General features: G+C 31.2%; 17 protein-coding genes and 4 pseudogenes. 4 read left to right on the top strand and 17 right to left on the bottom strand.

The annotated features are described in order from the left end of the window. Positions 1-67: 67 nt before the first annotated feature. Entirely contained in the window at positions 68-1,045 is a 978-nt protein-coding gene (locus tag ACQVV1_RS02425; RefSeq protein WP_431168560.1) for an LAGLIDADG family homing endonuclease, read from the bottom strand. A 293-nt stretch (positions 1,046-1,338) separates the two neighbouring features. Between ACQVV1_RS02425 and ACQVV1_RS02420 the strand changes: the two genes are divergently transcribed. Then, positions 1,339-2,301: an MBL fold metallo-hydrolase gene (locus tag ACQVV1_RS02420; RefSeq protein WP_242253496.1), complete on the top strand. Its 963-nt coding sequence runs from the start codon at positions 1,339-1,341 to the stop codon at positions 2,299-2,301. A 60-nt stretch (positions 2,302-2,361) separates the two neighbouring features. Here the strand turns inward: ACQVV1_RS02420 and ACQVV1_RS02415 are convergent, their stop codons facing one another. The 13 genes and pseudogenes from ACQVV1_RS02415 to ACQVV1_RS02355 form a co-directional block, all read right to left on the bottom strand. Further along, positions 2,362-3,300 (bottom strand): hypothetical protein, encoded by a 939-nt coding sequence (locus ACQVV1_RS02415; protein ID WP_309260209.1) that lies wholly within the window; start codon positions 3,298-3,300, stop codon positions 2,362-2,364. 79 nt (positions 3,301-3,379) lie between these two features. Continuing rightward, positions 3,380-3,901, bottom strand: coding sequence for an NUDIX hydrolase (locus ACQVV1_RS02410; protein ID WP_431168559.1), 522 nt, complete (start codon positions 3,899-3,901; stop codon positions 3,380-3,382). Positions 3,902-3,920: 19 nt separating this feature from the next. Next, positions 3,921-5,037, bottom strand: a pseudogene (gene dnaN / locus ACQVV1_RS02405) (DNA polymerase III subunit beta). Positions 5,038-5,067: 30 nt separating this feature from the next. After that, on the bottom strand, positions 5,068-5,511 hold the full coding sequence (locus tag ACQVV1_RS02400; RefSeq protein ID WP_431168558.1) for an NUDIX hydrolase: 444 nt from the start codon (positions 5,509-5,511) through the stop codon (positions 5,068-5,070). A gap of 224 nt (positions 5,512-5,735) precedes the next feature. Continuing rightward, entirely contained in the window at positions 5,736-6,152 is a 417-nt protein-coding gene (locus ACQVV1_RS02395) for a GNAT family N-acetyltransferase (protein WP_309260207.1), read from the bottom strand. Positions 6,153-6,340: 188 nt separating this feature from the next. Next, the gene (locus ACQVV1_RS02390) at positions 6,341-6,967 is read right to left on the bottom strand and encodes a cadmium resistance transporter (RefSeq protein ID WP_431168557.1); all 627 of its coding nucleotides are present in this window, start codon (positions 6,965-6,967) and stop codon (positions 6,341-6,343) included. A gap of 311 nt (positions 6,968-7,278) precedes the next feature. Next, the gene (locus tag ACQVV1_RS02385) at positions 7,279-8,487 is read right to left on the bottom strand and encodes an L-lactate MFS transporter (protein WP_063223474.1); all 1,209 of its coding nucleotides are present in this window, start codon (positions 8,485-8,487) and stop codon (positions 7,279-7,281) included. Between the two features lie 281 nt (positions 8,488-8,768). Beyond that, a complete protein-coding gene (locus ACQVV1_RS02380) occupies positions 8,769-8,912 on the bottom strand; it encodes a hypothetical protein (RefSeq protein WP_242253481.1) in 144 nt (47 codons plus the stop codon). A gap of 31 nt (positions 8,913-8,943) precedes the next feature. After that, the gene (locus tag ACQVV1_RS02375; RefSeq protein WP_431168556.1) at positions 8,944-9,960 is read right to left on the bottom strand and encodes a serine hydrolase domain-containing protein; all 1,017 of its coding nucleotides are present in this window, start codon (positions 9,958-9,960) and stop codon (positions 8,944-8,946) included. A gap of 101 nt (positions 9,961-10,061) precedes the next feature. Beyond that, positions 10,062-10,328, bottom strand: a complete 267-nt coding sequence (locus ACQVV1_RS02370) for a heterocycloanthracin/sonorensin family bacteriocin (protein WP_001071382.1) — start codon at positions 10,326-10,328, stop codon at positions 10,062-10,064. 203 nt (positions 10,329-10,531) lie between these two features. Next, a pseudogene (locus ACQVV1_RS02365) lies at positions 10,532-10,985 on the bottom strand (NUDIX domain-containing protein). A gap of 71 nt (positions 10,986-11,056) precedes the next feature. Then, positions 11,057-11,513: pseudogene (locus ACQVV1_RS02360) on the bottom strand (GNAT family N-acetyltransferase). A gap of 106 nt (positions 11,514-11,619) precedes the next feature. Then, a pseudogene (locus ACQVV1_RS02355) lies at positions 11,620-12,532 on the bottom strand (DMT family transporter). Between the two features lie 148 nt (positions 12,533-12,680). On the opposite strand from ACQVV1_RS02355, the gene norG reads away from it, so the two are divergent. After that, a complete protein-coding gene (gene norG / locus ACQVV1_RS02350; protein ID WP_431168555.1) occupies positions 12,681-14,114 on the top strand; it encodes an efflux pump transcription regulator NorG in 1,434 nt (477 codons plus the stop codon). A 45-nt stretch (positions 14,115-14,159) separates the two neighbouring features. Here the strand turns inward: norG and ACQVV1_RS02345 are convergent, their stop codons facing one another. Further along, on the bottom strand, positions 14,160-14,690 hold the full coding sequence (locus ACQVV1_RS02345) for a DUF4269 domain-containing protein (protein WP_242253474.1): 531 nt from the start codon (positions 14,688-14,690) through the stop codon (positions 14,160-14,162). A 165-nt stretch (positions 14,691-14,855) separates the two neighbouring features. On the opposite strand from ACQVV1_RS02345, the gene ACQVV1_RS02340 reads away from it, so the two are divergent. Together ACQVV1_RS02340 and ACQVV1_RS02335 are read left to right on the top strand one after the other, a co-directional pair. Beyond that, positions 14,856-15,317 (top strand): DUF2306 domain-containing protein, encoded by a 462-nt coding sequence (locus tag ACQVV1_RS02340; RefSeq protein ID WP_063223482.1) that lies wholly within the window; start codon positions 14,856-14,858, stop codon positions 15,315-15,317. Between the two features lie 794 nt (positions 15,318-16,111). After that, positions 16,112-16,828 carry a hypothetical protein gene (locus ACQVV1_RS02335; protein WP_242253472.1) on the top strand — a complete coding sequence of 239 codons (717 nt, stop codon included), beginning with the start codon at positions 16,112-16,114 and terminating at the stop codon, positions 16,826-16,828. Between the two features lie 40 nt (positions 16,829-16,868). Here the strand turns inward: ACQVV1_RS02335 and ACQVV1_RS02330 are convergent, their stop codons facing one another. Then, positions 16,869-18,173, bottom strand: coding sequence for an MFS transporter (locus tag ACQVV1_RS02330; RefSeq protein WP_431168554.1), 1,305 nt, complete (start codon positions 18,171-18,173; stop codon positions 16,869-16,871). A gap of 111 nt (positions 18,174-18,284) precedes the next feature. After that, positions 18,285-19,508, bottom strand: coding sequence for a methyltransferase domain-containing protein (locus tag ACQVV1_RS02325; RefSeq protein ID WP_431168553.1), 1,224 nt, complete (start codon positions 19,506-19,508; stop codon positions 18,285-18,287). Positions 19,509-19,831 lie beyond the last annotated feature (323 nt).

The raw sequence follows: 19,831 nt of genomic DNA, 5'->3' as shown, positions 1-19,831 counted from the left end.
AATAAGTATCCTTTAATAAGATCAAATTAAAAACCTTAGCATAGATATACTAAGGTTTCTTGCATTTTTATAATGAATGAATTCTTTCATAGTCTTTTTTAAATTGATTATCATTTTTTAACCAACTTTTAAAAGTTGGTTCCTTTATTTCTAAATTGGAACAAGTTTTAGCGATACATTTATTTTTCATATATTCCTTAAGGAAATTTTGTTTTCTCTGCTTAACAGCGGCTTGAGTTCTTTTTAGTTTTCGATCTTTTAATTGATCTAGACTTAGTCTTTCTTTCTGAAATTCTTCATATTTTCTATGCAAATAAATATCTGTGTCTTTATAAATCCAATTTGAAAATAGTTGTATTGATTTTCTTCCGGTAAAAATGACGCGATAATGTTTATTTTGATTTAGTAAATCGGTTGGTAAATTGTGATTTTGTAGTACCTGATTTAAAGAATTCATAAAGCTATATGATCCTCCTACAAAGCTTACTGTATAAGTTTCATACTTGACATAACCATCCCCATCAAAATACCCACGAACAAAATGATGTAAATATTCTTCTGGCACGAATGGAAATTCGATGTTAAATGATTTACATGGCATAATTCCGTGTATGTTCATAAGGTCATCTTTTATTGTTTTGCTATTAATGTTTAGCATATATACGTCTGTTTTTTTGTTTTGATAAAGTGGCTGGTTGGTGTTTAATTCTTTTTTTATCGCTTCTAAAATGTAACTTTCTTTTTGTGATATACTGACGCATTGATTTTCTTTTTGTATGACACCATCTGCTGCTATAAACCCTAATATATAAGCCTTGTTATTTGACCACGTTTTAAAATAATTTTCTGTTATGTCATACTTTCTCTTCCAACTCCCTATAGCGCGCCTTGGAACGTTGCTGTCTGATAGAACCATACGAATATACCTTGCAGACATATTAGCAAGCATAGCGATTTCTGAGGTACTCTTTCCTTCTGCATACAAATGAATGATTTCAGATTTTGACAGTTTACATTTTGATTTCTTTTTTCTCTCTATTTGCACTTACGTCCTCTCCTTCCTTTTAATAATTAGAGACATATTTTCTTCTATAACATATAACGAAACATATGTTCTATATTACTTATAAGAAGAAATTTACAAAATTAAAACAATTTACATTTACTTCGTATTCGTTTTGTCTGCTGCATGGTTTTTATTTTGTATATAAGAATAATGAATTTGACAAATTTATGAAATGTACTGCAATTACGGTGAAAGGTAAAATGATTTCGTTTAAACTACAAATAGCTACAATAACAACATACGTATATTGTTAAACGTAAAAAGGAGAACGAATGAAAAAGAAATATATAAATCAAATTCATACTGATGTAAGTTTTAAACCGAAAGATATTATTGGTTTAATGACTGATTACTTTAAAGCGAAATCAAAACTGCGTCCTATAAAGAATTTACCTATCGTTTTATCAAATAAAAATAATGAGTCTTTAGATAGTGTGACGTGGTTTGGACACTCTGCTTCTCTTTTGAAAATAAAAGGTAAAAAATTGTTATTAGACCCTATGTTTGGAGATGCCTCTTCCCCGTTTCCTGTGTTTAATAGCAAACGTTATAGTGGTGTGTTTTCTTTAGAACGTGAAGACCTTCAAGAAATTGATGCGATTATCATCTCTCATAATCACTATGACCATCTGAATTACAAAAGTATTATACAGTTAAAAGATCGTGCAAAGCACTTCTATGTTCCAACTGGAGTTGCGCAATATTTAATGAAATGGGGTGTTTCACCTAGTAAAATTAGTGAGCATAATTGGTGGGACGAAATTACGTTTGATAATATTAAGTTAGTATGTGCTCCTGCAAGACATTTCTCTGGAAGAGGTATGACAGATAGAGATTGTTCATTATGGTGTTCATGGCTTATTCTTGGTCAAGAGACTAAAATTTTCTTTAGTGGTGATAGCGGTTATGCCCCTCACTTTAAGGAAATTGGTAATAAATATGGTCCATTCGACCTTACGTTAATGGAATGCGGGCAATATGATCCGAGGTGGTCTGCTATTCATATGTTACCAGAAGAGACGGTACAAGCTCATATAGACGTTAAAGGCGAACTACTTCTTCCGATTCATTGGGGTGCTTTTACATTAGCATTACATGAATGGAGCGATCCAGTTGAACGAGTTACGAAAGAAGCAAATCGTTTAGGAGTTCATATTACAACGCCACAAATTGGTGAAACTATTACATTAAAATCTACAGATTATCCGTCATCAAACTGGTGGAGAGAAATTTAATTATAAATAAAAAAGAGCGAACCTTCTTTTAAGGAATTCGCTCTTTTACTGTATTTAAACTTATTTCACTATATTTGCTTTCCCACTATCTAAAACTCTATTTATCGGTACAGAGGTAATATTAATCACTGTATTCATGCTCTTATTGGTTAGTTCAATAAGTTCGTTTTCATGTTTTATTTTATTCAAATCCCACACCATTCCATGAAACTCATTATGCTGTCCACTTACTCTTATAATACTTTTCGTTTTATTTGAAGGCTGTATTTGAAGGTTTATGAATTGATTTCCACTAGTTTCATTTGGCGTGGTTACTTGACTATCCATATGAATCATATTTACACAGTCCTCCAAAGAAAAATTTATAAAACGATTAGCGTTTATCCATGCATTTCCATCTCTCGGTTTTTTTGCTACTAATTTCAGTCCAGTTTCCATTCCTACAACTTTAATGTTTTCAAAGTTAACAAATGAAATCTCGTTTTCTTTTCCACTGGAGTATAATGAAATTCCTGTCCCTTTGTTTGTTTCTGCCCAATTGATAATATTTATATCTTTTATTTGTGTTTTGTTCCAAGTGTTATAGTACTTATTTTTGCCGTCCAAATAGATTACTTCTGAATTGAACTTGGGATCATCGATAGCTATATACGCTCCTTCTATAGAAGCATTTTTTTCTAGTTCAAGAACCCTAAAGTTTCCCTCAACGACAAATTGTGTTCCATAACCGAATAATAATTTCACACCCTTTTTCACTATGATTGGTGACGTGATTTTATATTTCTTATCATCAAGCAATACTGTTTTAACTTTACTAGACTCTGCTTTATTAATAGCAGATTGAATTTTGTTTGAATCATTTTTCCCTTTAAAGTCTTCTACATACAACTTATCATCTTTAGTTAAACCATCTTTATTATTGTATTGATAAAAAGCAAAAGTAATTAGAACTACACCTATGAGTAAAATAATTAGTTTCTTCATCACACTCATCCTCATATAAAATTTATCCTTAGTTACTTATCACACACTATGGCTTTTATATTTAGTTTGTAATTATTTTGCTAATCATTGCAGACTATAATTGATCCGCATTATGAATGAAGTTTATTGAAGTATCCTGCTTAATTAATTCTTCATTCCTATAATCTATTAATTTATGATTGGATAAAACAAAATTGTACTCTAATATCAAATCGTTATGAAGTACTTCAGGTAATAATTTAGGTAACATCTCTCCTACACCGTAATTATAGTCGCTTAATATCCAAGATACACTTTTCCAATCTAAAATCCCTTCGGATACTTTTTTAGGTGTTTCAAATGTAAAGTCATATGGAAGTTCTACTACATAAATATACATGCCGCCAGAGTACGAAGAGTCCTCCCACTTGATAATTCCCTTATATTGAATTTGCTTTTGTTTAACATCTATACTTGTCTCTTCTTTTATTTCGCGAATCGCATTTTCTAACGGTGATTCTCGTGGTTCTATTTTCCCCCCTACCCCGTTCCATAATCCTTTTACAGGGTCATATTCTCTATTTAACATAAGTATCTCTTCATTTCTTTTTATAAAACATAAAGTATGCTTGTACATTATGTGATTCCTTCCTTTTTTAATAAGTTCTTACTGGTGAAATAAGGTGCACTGCTACAGATTGCTCTCCTGCTTCAATCAATATAGGTCTCATTGAGCCACCAAAGCTTAAAGTAATTGTTTCTTCTTTTATTGCTTTCAAGGCTTCAACCATAAAACGTCCATCGAAAGATATATTTAATTGTTTTTCACCTTGAAGCCCATCTATTTGTTGCTTCTCGGATATTTTCCCAACCTGAGAAGCGTTAGAAGAAATCTTAATTGTGGATTCGTTTATGATTTCTAAGTTAACGTTGTTGTTTTCCCATTCACTTGCTAATAAACTTGATCTGTCTACACCTTGTAATATATTTTTTCTATCTATGGTAATAACCGTTTGAAATTCATTTGGAATGAGAGTAGAAATATTAGGATATTTCCCTTCGATTAGTCTTGAATATAAAGTAGTTGTGCCGTATGTAAAAACAATGTGACTTTCTGAAAGATAAATAGAAACGAATTCTAAATTGCTGTTCATTAATTTTAAAAGCTCATGAATGGTTGCGCTTGGTACAATACAATTTGCTTTCATATTAGTAGAAATTAGTGTTTCACATACAGCTAGTCTATGAGAATCAGTTGCAGCGCAAATTAATTTATTATGGTCTAACTTGATATGTACTCCGGTAAGAACGGGTCTAGATTCATTTTTTGCTACTGCAAAGACTGTTTGTTTAAACGCATCAAGCAATTGTTTTGTTTCTATTTGTATTTCTGCATGATCGTCAATTAGTGGTACGTTTGGAAACTCATTTGCTGAAAAGCCATTTAAGTTTAAAGTGATTTCTTCTGACTGTATGGTAATTGTTTGCTCATTCTTACTTTTTATAACTATATCACTTGGCATTTTCTTTATTATTTCAATGAAGTATTTTGCAGGTACAACAATTGTTCCTGCTTTTAAGATAGTCGTAATTTGTTCGTCATCTATGGAACTAGGTATAAATTTTTCGATGAAAATATTCGAGTTACTTGCGATTAAAGTAATTCCAGATTTTTATGCCAGATAATATAGGAATTAAAACTTTTGTCGATATGGCTTTACTTACATCTGAAAGTGCTTGTGTGAAATGTTTGTGATTAACGATAAACTCCATTTTTTCCCCGCCTTACATGAAATGATAATTTTATGAAGATTGATGAATGATTGTTCCGTTAAAAAAGTAAGGTACTGTTTCTTTCCTTTGTAATATATTTAATAAGTGTTTTGGTATACGTAAATGAGGTACTGCTCTATGTAATTCCATCCAAGTAATTTCTTCGATTTCTTTTGGCCTTGATATATATGTCTCTCCGCCGATTATTTCGCCTAAAAAATTAAAGAAAATTGCATGATGTCCTCTCTCTTCAAAAAAGGCTTCGCTAATGTAACAAATACCATTTACAGTTATATGTAATCCGGTTTCTTCTTTCACTTCCCGAATTACTGCCTCTTCTAACGTTTCTCCAAATTTAACTGCGCCACCTGGTAATGTATAATAAGAACCATTTTTCCCTTTGTTTTTTACCATTAAGATCTTTTCGTTCGTATTATCGTATAAAAGTGCATATGTAACATTTACTTTTTTCATCTAATTCCACCTCTAATAATGGGAATTTTCTATCTTTGTTACATTCTACCATTTATTCGTTTTAAAATATAAAAAAGTTAATTGAGTATTTCATTTATCTGCTCTTAGCAAAGTTAATAATCGATAGTCCTTCATTACAAAATAAAAAAGAGCGTATTTTGAAATTGATTATTCAACGTACGCTCTTTATGCTCTAATTGATTCATTTTTGGATTCTATATACTTCATAACCTTTTTTCTAAATAGTATCGATTGTGTCCCTTAGGATTATCTTCACTTACCCCAATTACTTTATATCCATACTTTTTATAAAAATCAGGTGCCTGAAAACTAAAAGTATCTAAATTGATTAACCTGCACTCTTTTTCAATTGCAAATTCTTCAATACGTTTTATTAACTTGGTTCCATAGCCTTCGTGTCTATATTCTTCAGAAACCCACAGGAAATCAACATGTACGTGGTGCCAAAATGTAATTGCAGTTATTCCGCCTACTATTTCTTCATTTTCATTTTTCACTATAAAACTAATTTTTTCTGAGGGCTTTTTCTCTTCATCCGAAATATGTTTTTGATTATATTCAATTACTTTTTCTCTTATATAATCACTATCTTCTTGGATCCATTGTTTTATTATTTTCACTTTAATAATCACGCTCCTTTTATGGTATCTATTCAATTTAATAATCGTAATGTCCTGTCTAACTTAAAAGTTGTAGGTCACTGTTTCAGTTCACTAAAATAAAGAAAAGCCCTACTACATTTCATCTGTAATAAGGCTTTATACGTTGTTCAATCCATTTTAATTAGAGCGTCCGTCAGTTCAACATTTTAATAAAATAATGCAATTGTATCGCTGCGAAAAAGAATGAATATTCCTAAACCAATTAGAACAATTGGAACTATAATATGACTATTTTTCTCAAGTGCTTTAGCTAAAATAGGCGCTCTTATCAATGTGTAGCTAATAAAACACCATATTGCTATCATGGAAAAAAAGATAATTAATGTAACGATATTTGCTTCCAAGGTTTGACTAGCGAACATTGGTATATAAATTGAGATATTGTCAGCTCCATTAGCTAATGTAATCGCAGCTACTTTAAATAATGAACCAGAAGCGTTATCAATGACTTCATTACTTTTGTTAGAACGAAGCGAGAATATTCCTTTAACACCCATATAAATTGGCACAAATCCTAATAATCCGATCCACGATATAGGAATGAAAAAAGAGCTTAAGGAACCAATAATACTTAGAAAAATAATTACACTAAATCCCAAAAATTGTCCAATAACAATATAAAGTTCTTTCATCTTAGTTTTTCCCTGGAAAGTTCTATCTTCTTCCTTGCATACTCCTGTCTTTACTTGTGAAAATAAAACAAGGAGTATAAAAATATCATCAATATTTGTTGTAGCGAATGCCACAACAGAAGAAATTATGGTTGTAACCAATATAAGCCAACTACCTTCATGATAAATTTATAAGTAAATAATGGTCTATAAATGACGTGCACGTTTCATTACAAAGTCGGTTAAATGTAATTTTCTTAATGTTTTTTAACAATATTTTAGTTCCTTTATGAAACGATATGAATATTCTGCTAAACTGCTACTTAGTTCATTAAGAAATAAATAACTTTACTGCTTCTCAAATCATTTCACTTTCAATTAAGTAACACCATTCTTCCTACACAATAAGGAAAAAGGGAAAATCAAATATTTCGTACTAAAAAAGAGCCCTATATGAGGGCTCTTTTTTAGAATTAAGCTACTTTCCGATGTAAATGTTTAAGTTCCTTTTCCTTCTCTGCTTTTGGCGGTCGAATTAATATCGAAATAATGAAGGAAATAACGCTTAAAACACCGATTATAATAAAGGTCGGTTGAAATCCACCAAGTAATGCTCCGATGAATGAACCTGCAAGTGCACCAAATCCGAAACCTTGATAAACAATTCCATAATTTGTACTATGGTTTTTCAAGCCGAAGTAATCTCCGACAATGGCTGGAAATATAGTAATGTTACCACCAAAGCAAAAGGCAACACTTGCTACACAAGCGAAATAAATTCCATAATTTAATGGAATGAAACTTAATGTAAAGACTGACAATCCAATAATAATAAACGTTGCAGAGACAATTTTCATTCGACCAATTTTATCTGATAACGTTCCAAGAACGATTCTACCTACTGTATTAAAAATTGCAATCATGGCGACGGCGTTAGCAGCAGTTGCTGCGCTTAGCCCAACAAGCTGTACCCCAATATCCTTTACCATACCGATTAAATACAGACCGCCCATACACGATGTAAATAGCATAAAAAACAAGAGATATACTTGTTTCGTTCGTATCATTTCACGAGGCGTATAATCATTGTGTAAAGTCTCAGTTACAGTGTTACTTACTGTTGCTTCACGTAAGAAGAACGATCCGGTTAATACTAAAAGCAAAACAATGATCCCCCAATATAAAAACGCTTGCGATACACCAAGACTATCGATAAGACTTCCGTTTATATATCTAAAGATTAAGCTGCCCATTCCATATGCAGAAACAGATATACCAGAAATAAGCCCTTTTCGATTTGGAAACCATTTAATTAAATTAGATAGTGATGTAATATAAGCAGTTCCATCTGCATAACCAACAACGACACCAGCTAATAAATATAGTAATGGTAAGGAAGAAACTTGCGAACTAAGTATTAGGCCGAGTCCCAGTACAATCCCTGCAGTAGCGATAAGTTTACGAAGTCCTAATTTTTGCTGTAACTTTCCTGCAAATAAAGTTGAAAATGATAAAGAAAAGCTTGTTATGGAGAAAGTTATCGCTACCGAATTGAGGTTCCATCCAAACTTACTGACAAGGGGCTGATTAAATAAACTCCATGTATAAATTGTTCCAAGGCCAATTTGAACAATGATTGTACCTAGAACAATTAGTAACGGATTTATAGAATTTTGTTTCATACTAACTGTCCCCTTCTTTTATCATGACATGAATTTTCACAGTTAGTATATCCATCATAAATTGCAAGATACTGTACGGAAAATGGTAATTAAGTTCATATACACAAAAAGACACTCCATTATGAAGTGTCTTTTTGCAGGTTATATACAGATATATTTCAAGAAAGCTTTGTTAAGATAAGACATTTTCAAATGCTTATGTATATATATTACCAAATAATTTCTTACATGTGATGGGACTTAAGATGTATTTTTCATTCATTATATAGTCGGATAAGGAATTAATATTCGATTTCATCAAAGTCCTTCGGCTGAGGTACAGTTTGCATATTAGCTGCGTCTTTAGGATCGCTATAAATCGCATTTTGTTCTGTATTTACATCTTTAATGTCTTGTTTTTTGTTTTTATTTATTTTATCTTTCATTTTCTTTCACTCCTTTTCATTATAGGAGTAATTATGCCCTATTACTGTTACGAAATGTATCAGCGACTAAATTGCTAAATTCACGTAAATAATATAAATAATTATCACCGCCGTAGTTGTATCTTTTATTGTACATTTTCGCAACAACTACATTATATTCAGGTATTACTAAAATAGTCGGTCCTGTAATTCCTAATATTTGATAAGATTCTTTTGGAACTCGTTCACCAAGCTCACTTAAAAGCGCAGGTTCATTTTGAACAAACCAAAATAACCCGTTTTGTGGTAATTCATTATTTATAAATGTAGGACTCTGCAAACTTGTCGCAATTTCTATCACTTCTTTTGGAACAATTTGTTTACCGTTTATCACACCTTGATTTAAATGAAGATTGCCCCAATAAGCAAATTCTCTAGCTGAGACAAACAGATTTTTTTCAGTACCGTCATCTATTGTACCAATTTCGCTGATTGCGATTTTATTTGGATCATCAACAACTGCAACTAAATTGTCATCTTGCTGTATTCTCCATCCTGTTTCTTGGAAATTAGCAGGTTTAAACACACGCTCTTTTAACAACTCAGGAAAACTTTTGCTATATAGCTGATAAATAAGATGGGTCATCATTCTTACATTAATATCTCTATAAGCCCAAGATTGTCCAGGTTCAAATTCACGAAAAATTTTTCCGTCATTCGTTTCTCCTAAACCGTGCGAATGAGTTACTAAATGTCTTATAGTTGTTTTACCAAGTAATACAGGATCGAAGTCTTTAAAATATTTTATCGCTTCATCATCAATAGAGTTTATTTTCCCCTCGTAAAGCGCATACGCTATCATTAATCCTAAATAACTTTTTCTCGCAGAAGCAACGTTGAACTGTGAAGATGTGGTTACTTTTTTATTACTCGATGTATTTGAATGATAGCCACTATAATGCTCTAGTACGATTTTGTTATCTTTTATAATACAAAGTGCTGTTGCAGAACTATGATTTTTTTCTTTAATATTCTCTACCCAAGAAATCAACTTATCATATGTATACAAATAATTCCTCCTTAATACGCATAAAAATTACAACTTGAAAGAAAAGTGCAAAATAGTTCTCACACCTTTCTTTCAAGTGAAATAGCTTTAATTTTCAATACTTAAATGATCCACCAGTTCCAGCAATTAAAGCAACCGAAACATCCTGCACAGCCTACACAACCTCCGCAACGTCCCGCACAACCACCACATCTGCCGCCACATCCTCCACAGCGTCCACCACAACCTCCGCATCCGCCGCAACGACGTGCATCGTCTTGAATGTAGTAGTATGGATATTGACTTTGTTGTGGATCCCAATACACAACATTACCAGTTTGATAATCATTAAGGTTCAATGATTGTAGTTCTTGTTGAAACTGATTCATTATGAAACCCCTCCATTTATAAATATAAATTCCGTCCAAATATTGAAGTTGATAAGTTTTAATAAACAAAGTAGAAACAAATGGCTATATACTTAAATGCGTACATCAACAAAATATGAACTTACACTAGGTGATGTACCTTGTTTTTTAGCCTATTTTCTTAATCTCTTTTTACTGGACGAATTTACTATTAATAGAGGTTTTTAAAAATTACTTATCCAACAGTTTAGTAGTTCATCACTTAATTTTCTTTCTAGTAACTCTTTAACTAAAGGTGCTGGCATGATTTTATAAGTATGTAAAGCTTCTTGATTATAATCTATCCAGTGAAATGCTAAATGAGATTCTTTAGATTTTGGTACGAAATCAATATGTAACTCTTGTGAATCTATCTCAAAAATATGATTGATTTCATGGTGAAGAACTTCTCGATCTTGCCATTGGTTTTCTATGACTCCTAAAAATTGTTTTATACTACAATCTACTCCGAGTTCTTCTCGTAGTTCTCTTATTAATGCATTCTCAGCTGATTCGCCAACTTCAACATGGCCACCAGGTAAAAAATAATGATGGACAATATATTCAGCCACTAACAATTTTTTATCCTTAATCATTAATCATTACAGCTCGTACAATATGATGAAATTTATTTTTCAATTGCTATTCCTCCCATTCATTTATTTTATATTTAATTAAAAAATTCATTTCACACCTTTACTACATCATAGTTAAACGAATAAACGATATACTTGCTCACCATCATAATCATGTCCCAATGATTGAAAACCATAACGTTCATATAGCTTCTTTGCAGAGATATTATCTTTATGTACGGTTAATCTAATTTCTTTACACGCCTTAAACGTATTTTTTATTAAGTATATACTTTCTTGTAATGCCGCTTTTCCATAACCGTTACCTTGCTGCTTTCGATCGATAATAAATCCGTTTATCCAATACATATCAGTTGTTTCTTTTACAACAGCATGCATAACAAAACCAACCATTAGATTGCCGTTGTATATCGCAAATGGTTGGTATTCTACAGCGTCCCCATCTGGTTTTATATATACTTTAGCAAGTGAAACTGCTACAGATGGAACAAATTTCGTCTGATTATCTTTAACTTGTAGTTTTAAAGCATCTTCCCAATTCTCTCGTAACAACCTTTAACTGGACATTCAATATTTTAAACTCCTTTATTAAGAATATATTTACATATTCAACGCAGTGAAATAATTCCCTGTTTCTTGATTATAAAAAACAGGGAATTATCACTTCTAAATAGAATTTATCCAGTTATATCGCTGTACTTTTCACTTCGAATATCTTTCTTTAATGATACATGCGCTATTAAAACTCCAAGTATAGTAATTACTCCACCAACTACTGAAATAAAAGTAGGTACTTCACCTAACCATACCCAAGCTATAAAGCACGCAGTTACTGGAGTTAAATATAGGGAGCTCGTCGCCTCAGCAGCACCAGCATGAGATATAATATACACTAATGCAATATACGGAAGTACTGTTGGAAATAAACCTAAATATATAACGCTCAAATTAACTTCAAGAGGAGCTGCTAGTATTTCTTGATACATTCCCGGTAAGAAAATAAGCATACATACAGTACTAGACAAAATTGTATATATGGTAAATGGTAAGAATCCGTACTTTTTTAAGTAAGATGATTGGAAAACGAAAAATAGGCTTTCTGAAATCGCTGCTAATAATATAAATAATCCCCCGCTATTAAATTGAATAGCCCCCCCCTTGACTAAATGATATGAAAGCAATTCCTATAAAACTAATTACACCACCGATCCAACCATTTAATTTCATTTTTTCATTCATAAAAACAGAAGCAAGTATTGCCGTTACTATAGGTGTTACTGAAATAATTAAACTTGCAGATCCGGCATTTACTGTTTTTTCGCCGTAGTTTAATGCAATGTGATAAATAGTAAACCCTAAAGCACCAAATATAAAGATTGCTGGAATATCTTTTAAACCCGGTAGTCGTAGTTTGTATATACAGGAAAACACTAGAAGTATAAATGAAGCGATTAATAAACGTAGTAAAGTAAGATGCTCAGGTGTGTAAGATTCAAGACCCATACGAATCGCCGGAAAGGCAGTTCCCCAAATTAGAATTGTAAAAGCATGAGCACATATAATTCGATAATTCCATTTTTTATAATTCATATTTTCTCTCCCCCTTCAAACCAACCATTTGATAATTACCAATTATTTCTTTTCATCATATTTAATAGTTGATACAATGTCTTCAACCAGTTATTTATCGTAAAAACCAACCACTTGGTATTTTTAAAGTGAACGAGGGAGTTTTTTTATGACAATTAATAAAAAACCGCCTAAGTATCGGCAGATAATAGACTATATGAAAGAGAAAATTGAAAATGGAGAATGGCCAATCGGAAGTAAAATTCCTAGTCAAAGGCAGTTAGCAAAATTATTTCATGTAAATCGAAGTACTGTAATAACCGCACTAGATGAACTTATGGCAGATGGCTTAATTCAAGGTCAAATCGGAGCAGGAACAATTGTAACAAATAATACATGGTCATTATTAGCAACAAATCCCCCGCCTGATTGGAATGAATATGTAAAGGCTGGTATTCATAAACCAAGCAAGTTAATGGTGCGAGAAATAAATGAAGCAGAAGCAAATAAAAAACTTATCCATCTTAGTAAAGGTGAACTTGCGCCTCAGCTTTTCCCGCTAGAAACTATGCAGTCCATATTGACAAGCGTATGTGAGGAATTAGATTATTTTGGATACGAAGAACAAAAAGGTTTTTTACCGTTACGTGAAGCAATAAGTAAATACGTAAAATCATTCGGAATACATGCATCACAAAGTTCTATATTAATCGTCTCTGGTGCGTTACAAGCATTACAATTAATATCAATTGGTCTTTTGCATAGAGAATCAACCGTTTTACTTGAACAACCTTCTTACTTATACTCACTTCACGTATTTCAATCAGCAAAAATAAATCTGTCTGGTATATCTATGGATAATTACGGTATATTACCTAACGAGTTATTAAAACGAATAAAATATAGTCAGAAGAAAAACATTTTATATTCAATCCCTTGTTTTCAAAATCCAACAGGGATCTTAATGTCTGAAGAGCGAAGAAAAGAAATATTAAATATATGTGAAAAGGAACAGTTACCTATTATTGAAGATGATATTTACCGCGAGTTATGGATTGATGAACCACCTCCAGCTCCTTTAAAATCGAAGGATAAACATGGACATGTATTATATATTGGTAGTCTCTCCAAAACACTTACCCCAGGACTTAGAATTGGATGGATTATCGGACCTGAACCAGTTATTGATAGATTATCAGATATAAAAATGCAAACAGACTATGGATCGAGTTCATTATCTCAAAGAGTTGCTGCTGAATGGATAAATAAAGGTTTTTATGAAGAACATGTAGCGAACGTAAGAATTCAACTAAAAGAACGAAGACAAATAATGATACGAGCTTTAAATAAGTATTGCGCAGACGTTGCATCGTGGGATATACCTAATGGTGAACTTTTTATATGGCTAAAGGTTGTACCTAACATTCCAATGAAAAAGTTATTTTCAGAGGCACTATCAAAAGGAATTCTTTTAAACCCAGGACGTATCTATGAAGAAGAATCCGATCAGTACATTCGTTTATCATATGGATATGCTTCTCCAGAACAAATCACTAACGGTATTAAATTGTTGAGTGAATTAATTCGTAAGCTAATGACATAACAAAAACTCCTCTTTTTTCTATAGAGGAGTTTTTGTGTATTTTATTTACCACAATCTCATTTCCTGCCCCAATAAAATCAGTTCTTCATAAGGATCTCCGTCAATGTGTAATACTTGAGCAAAAGCAGGTTCTGTTTTTAAACCTTTTTCTTTTAAATGAATTACTTCTTCCCTTATATGAGGATGCTGCATTAATATCATGTGCTCTACTATCATATGTCTATATGCATTTTGATTACGCACTGGCTTAGGCTGAGCGAATAATTCAAATTCAAAGCCTTCAAATTCAAAATTTACTTTTATCGATTCTGTATTTTTAATTTTTTTCTGTTTTATTTTGAATCCTTCATAAGAACCATATAAAGATCTCATTTCCTGTTCAAAAACATCAAAGTTATGTACTTCCATTACTATATCTAAGTCAGATTGAAGAGTATCAACTCTTATAGGGATTGTCCCGCAAAGAACGGGACTATACAAAACTAAATCCTCCATTATGTTTAATTTATTCAAAACATCATATACCTTTTGTTGCTTGGCATTCCCTGATTGTAAATATGTAATAGATGTAAACATGGAAGTCTCTCCTTCATTTCACGTAATACTTGACTCACTAAAAATTTGTCCGTTTAAACTCGTTCTAGGAGTACCTTTACTTCAATATATTAAGGTGAATAAACAATATGTTTCAACTTTTCTCCTACATTGCAATACTATAAAAATAAAAAAGGAGGAATTATTATGAGCATTTTTAACATTCTTTTAACCATTCACATATTATTTGGAACAATATGCTTAATCACCGGTATTGTAGCAATGGTTACTCAAAAGAAGAAAGGAAAACATACGGAATGGGGCGAAATATATCATGCATCCTACGTTGTCATCACCATTACTGCAATTATATTATCCATTATAAACTGGGATAAAATTGCATATTTATTTTATGTTGCAATTTTATCTTATGCATTTGCGATTTATGGTTACCTTGCAAGAAAAAAGCGTTGGAAAAATTGGCTCCATCACCATATTAGAGGTATGTTAGGCTCTTATATTGGTGCTGTTACCGCACTATTAGTAAACATCGGTATTCATATTCCTATTATTAATTTACTACCGCCTATATGGTTTTGGTTTTTGCCGACATTAATCGGTATTCCTCTCGTAGTCAGTGTATCAAAAAAATATAAAAAGCGTAGTTAAAATTCATTACATTTTCGTTACTTTCTAACTAATCTTATGAAAAATAACACTCAATATCATATTCTTTCACGTTTGGTTCATTAAACTAACAAAAAGAATCCAATATGTTTATTGGATTCTTTTTAATTTCTTTATCATATTTCATTTCAATTTCAGTTCTATGTATACAAAGATGTTACCATCTGGATGACGAACTATCATTTTCTTACTGGTGGGTACTTGTATTGGTTCAGTAATCATTACACCATTATAGTTTAAGATTATAATAATTAATGTAAAAGCAACTTTTTATAATTCATTCATTTTGCTCCTTTCATAAAAATTCGTATTCGAATCCTCCCGTATTAAATATAAGATATAAGAAATGTACCTATTTCTATAAAAATATTTCTTTAAATCACTCTTTGCACCCTAAAAGAATAAAAAATGATATAACGTTGTCGGAATGAAAAAAGTGGTATATAATAAATATTAACATTACTAGTAATTATTTTAGGTATTCCTAGAATAAAGGAGCGATACATATGAAAATTACTATTTATTTCGGAAGTCATGAAGATCAAGATGTTCGTACAATGGACTGTCATTTAGATGTAGAAGATACAGAAGAAATTGTTTCTGTATCATAATATAAATAATTGGGATGAACCCTCTTCCCTACAGTGTTTAAGGCACCTTTTACAGGTGTCTTTTTTATTGTTTTTTCGTCAAAAACCCTTTACTTTAGAGCGTTTTAATAGTAAAATATAAATATACGAACAAACGTTCTTTTAATTTTAATTGTACATGAAGGGATGATTTTTACAATGGCTCAAGCAAAGCGCAGAGGAAGAAAAAAGCAAACACCTATTATTTCAAATACAGGCTTTATCGGCTCTGTCTTTATTGATACATTGGAGTTACAAAAGAAATCCTATTATTTCGCCCGTAAAAAACTTCAAATTGTTCATCACGTACTAGATGCTCTCTCTGGGGCAACAAGTTCTCTATTTAAAGAACATAATATTTCAGCATATATGTCATGTGTGTATTTACATAAACAAAAGAAAATCGGCTTTGTTCTTTCAACGAAACCATTTGAACAAAGTGACGGTGTTGCTTATTTTGTAAATTATTTAATCGAAAAGAATTTTTACGGTAATCATGACGAAGACGTAGAATATCAAGAAGTATTTAATACTGGTTTTATCGGTGTAGTATTCGCCGATTTATGTAGTATAGATCGTTTTAATTTCGAATTTGAAATGGGTATGTTAACAAAATTAATGAAAGATATGATTATTCCAGTTAAAGAACTCTTTTTACGTCATAATGTTCCAGCCTATATCTCCACTTCTCATTTAGAGGAACAAAACAAATTAGGTTTCGTTCTATCTGTAAAACCGTATGATGAACGTGCAGAAGCAGATTTATATTTTGAGGCGTATTTAAAAGAGCGCGGGTTATTTATTGGTGATGAAGAAAATGATATTGATAAGATTGTTATTAGAAAAACAGCAGAATTACGATAGCTAAGCGCAGGATAATGATCCTGCGCTATTTCGATATTATTTAATTACCTTCAACACTATAACCTTTTGAATGGATTTCTAAATTCAACTTATTTGAGTAAGCCTTATTCAAAATAAGAAATACGATCCCTCCTCCAATTGGAAGCGTGTAGGCTGGAATATAATTTAATAATAGACCTGATAATGCGAGTGCTATCGGCTGCATCATTTTACCTATACTTAATCCAATACTAAGCACCCTTCCCCTATATTCATCTGGAATCTCTTTTTGCATAAAATAAATTAAAGGGATATCCATTAATGCTATCATTAGTCCTAAAAAGAACATAATAGCGCAATACATAGTAACAAATACAATATTATTCACTTCAATACTTTTAAATAGAACAGGGACACCTGAAACTATCATAAAAATTGCCAGCATAAAACTTATTTTTTTCAATAGATAGGAATAAGAAAAACGATCAGTTATCTTTTTTACTAATATTGCACCAACTATCATACCTATCGGAAAAGTCCCTTGAATCATACCAAATTGTTTAGAACTAAGATTGAGAACTGTATTAATAATGTATGGCAATGGAACAGTTACAGCAAATCCTAGGAAAAAATTAAGTGAAATTAAAATACTAAACGTATTTTTTAAGCTTTCCCGCTCCATTAAGTAAGTGTATCCCTCCTTTATATCTTTAATAAAATTAATTTCTCTAATTGAACATTCCTCATTTATGTATTGCTCGCACAACTTAAAGTTTATAAACAATATGGATATAGCAGAAAGGATAAATGAAATACCGTTAATCATTATAAAAGTTTTCATATCAAAGACTGCAAAAACAAAGCCCCCTAACATAGGCCCTAGAATTAAAGATATAGAGTCGATAATTTTACTTATAGAGTTAAGACTCATTAGTCTCTCTTTAGAGACGATATTTGGTTTTGCAGCCTCTAATCCTATTCCAAAAAATGTTGTAAATACTGTCATAAGAAAGGTAGTAGTATAAATGATGAATAAGTTTAACCCATAATAGCTATTTAATATATAAACCGTTATTAATAAGCATCCGCTTAGTACATCCATACAAACGACGAGTTTCTTTTTATCAATCTTATCAGCAATTACACCTGCAAATGGATTCATAACAATCATAGGAATCGTTCCTAAAATAAGCGTAATCGCGAAATTTAAAGCAGATCCAGTTATTTGTAAAACATATAATCCTAATGCGAAACTATAAATAGAGCTACCGGATATTGATACTGTTTTTGCAATTGAATATAAACAAATATTTCTTCGTTCTTGGTTGCTTTTTTTATTTTCTATATGTAATCGTAAACTTGCCATAACTTTTCCCCCTGCCTAATTTGTGTTACGTACATTGTAAGTTCTTGGGTCAACCCAATCGCAATATGTACTATTTGAATAGTTTTAAGGGAAAATAAATAAAAGATGGGGTTAACCCCATCTTTTTCCGAAAAATGAATATGTATAAATTTCTTCTCCTTGAACAAAGAAATTCTCGTACTTTCCGCCTCGTTTCAAATAATCTGAAGTACTTTCATCAATCGATTGAAACTGTAGATTTTGGATTTCTTTCGTTACTTTTGAAATTGTAAAATTTGCCCGAAAGTTATTTGTAATTTGGCTATTTGAGCTGAAATTTTTAAATAAAATAAATAAACTTAATAAATAACAATCCGTTTTAAAAAGCGGATTTAATTCGTGAAGTAAAAAATTCTCATGCTCAAAACTATAATTGCTTGTACCAGAATGATCAATTACAATATCAACAGACCGATTTTGAATAGGGATGTTCAAAAAATCCGCACAGATAAAGAGAATATTTCTTCTCGGATTTCTTCTCGCTATTACATCTTTTAAAAATATAAGTTTATTGAAATCTCGATCCACTGCAATGTATAGGCAATCTTCTGGTAGTTCTTCATAAATGTTTCTCAAAAAGAATCCAAGTCCCGAACCTATATCCAGTATTAATTTGTTATTTAAATCTAATTCTATTAGTTTCTTTTTCGCCCATTCACCTTCTCTATGCATATTTTCCAAATATGCATTATCAGTTTCATAAATATAATCCGAAATAGTATCTTCAAGTGACGTTTGCTCATTTACTTTGAATAATTTATCAGCAGTTATAATTCCTGAAGTAATATTGTATTCTTTACCACAATTACAAATTAACTTCCCCTCTGTAATTTGATTGTTATTAATAATTCCATCTTGAAGAATTAGTTTTTCATTACACTTAGAACATGTAAGTAAATGTAATACACTTAAATCTACCCCTATAATTGAATTAGAAGTTTCATTTGTTAATGATAAATCATGTAACACTCTCTTTAACTTATCCCGTTTCTTCTCCAAAATTTCTATTTCCTGTTCCATCTTGTCATATTTCAGTTTAAATAATGATTGGTAAAAAGTATCTTTTTCGTAATTCATAGATTTCGCTAAATTTTTATAAAAAAATAGTCCTTTAATTTCATTCAAGCTAAATCCTAGATCTTTGTAATGTAAAATAAGTTCTAAATCTGTTTGACAATACTCATCAAAAAAATAGTGTCCTCCCTTTTTTTCAGGAATAATGAGACTGAGATCCATATAATGTCTAATCGTATCAATACTTATGTTATTTACTTCTCCAAACTTACCGATTTTCATAATATCCCTACCATTTAAATATTTTTTTATATAGATTTCTATTTTTATCTTTAAAAATCCTTTCACCTTTTTTATCAACATTATTTACGGAATGAAAAAATGGTATTATTTATATTGGTGTGCCTAATAATATAACATGTAAATTTTGGTTTTATGCATGTCAAATTATGAGTATCAAAATTATTAAACCTCAATAGATTTATTATTTTCTACTTAATGAAATGTACCTATAAATGGACATTATAGCATTACTTTATTGAACTATTAGAGTAGGATTCTGTAGAAGATTACATAGGGGTAAAGTGATATGTTCTGTATTTTAA

Source organism: Bacillus basilensis, from assembly GCF_050630465.1.
Lineage (GTDB): Bacteria > Bacillota > Bacilli > Bacillales > Bacillaceae_G > Bacillus_A > Bacillus_A basilensis.
This window is presented reverse-complemented; position numbering and strand designations above follow the sequence as displayed.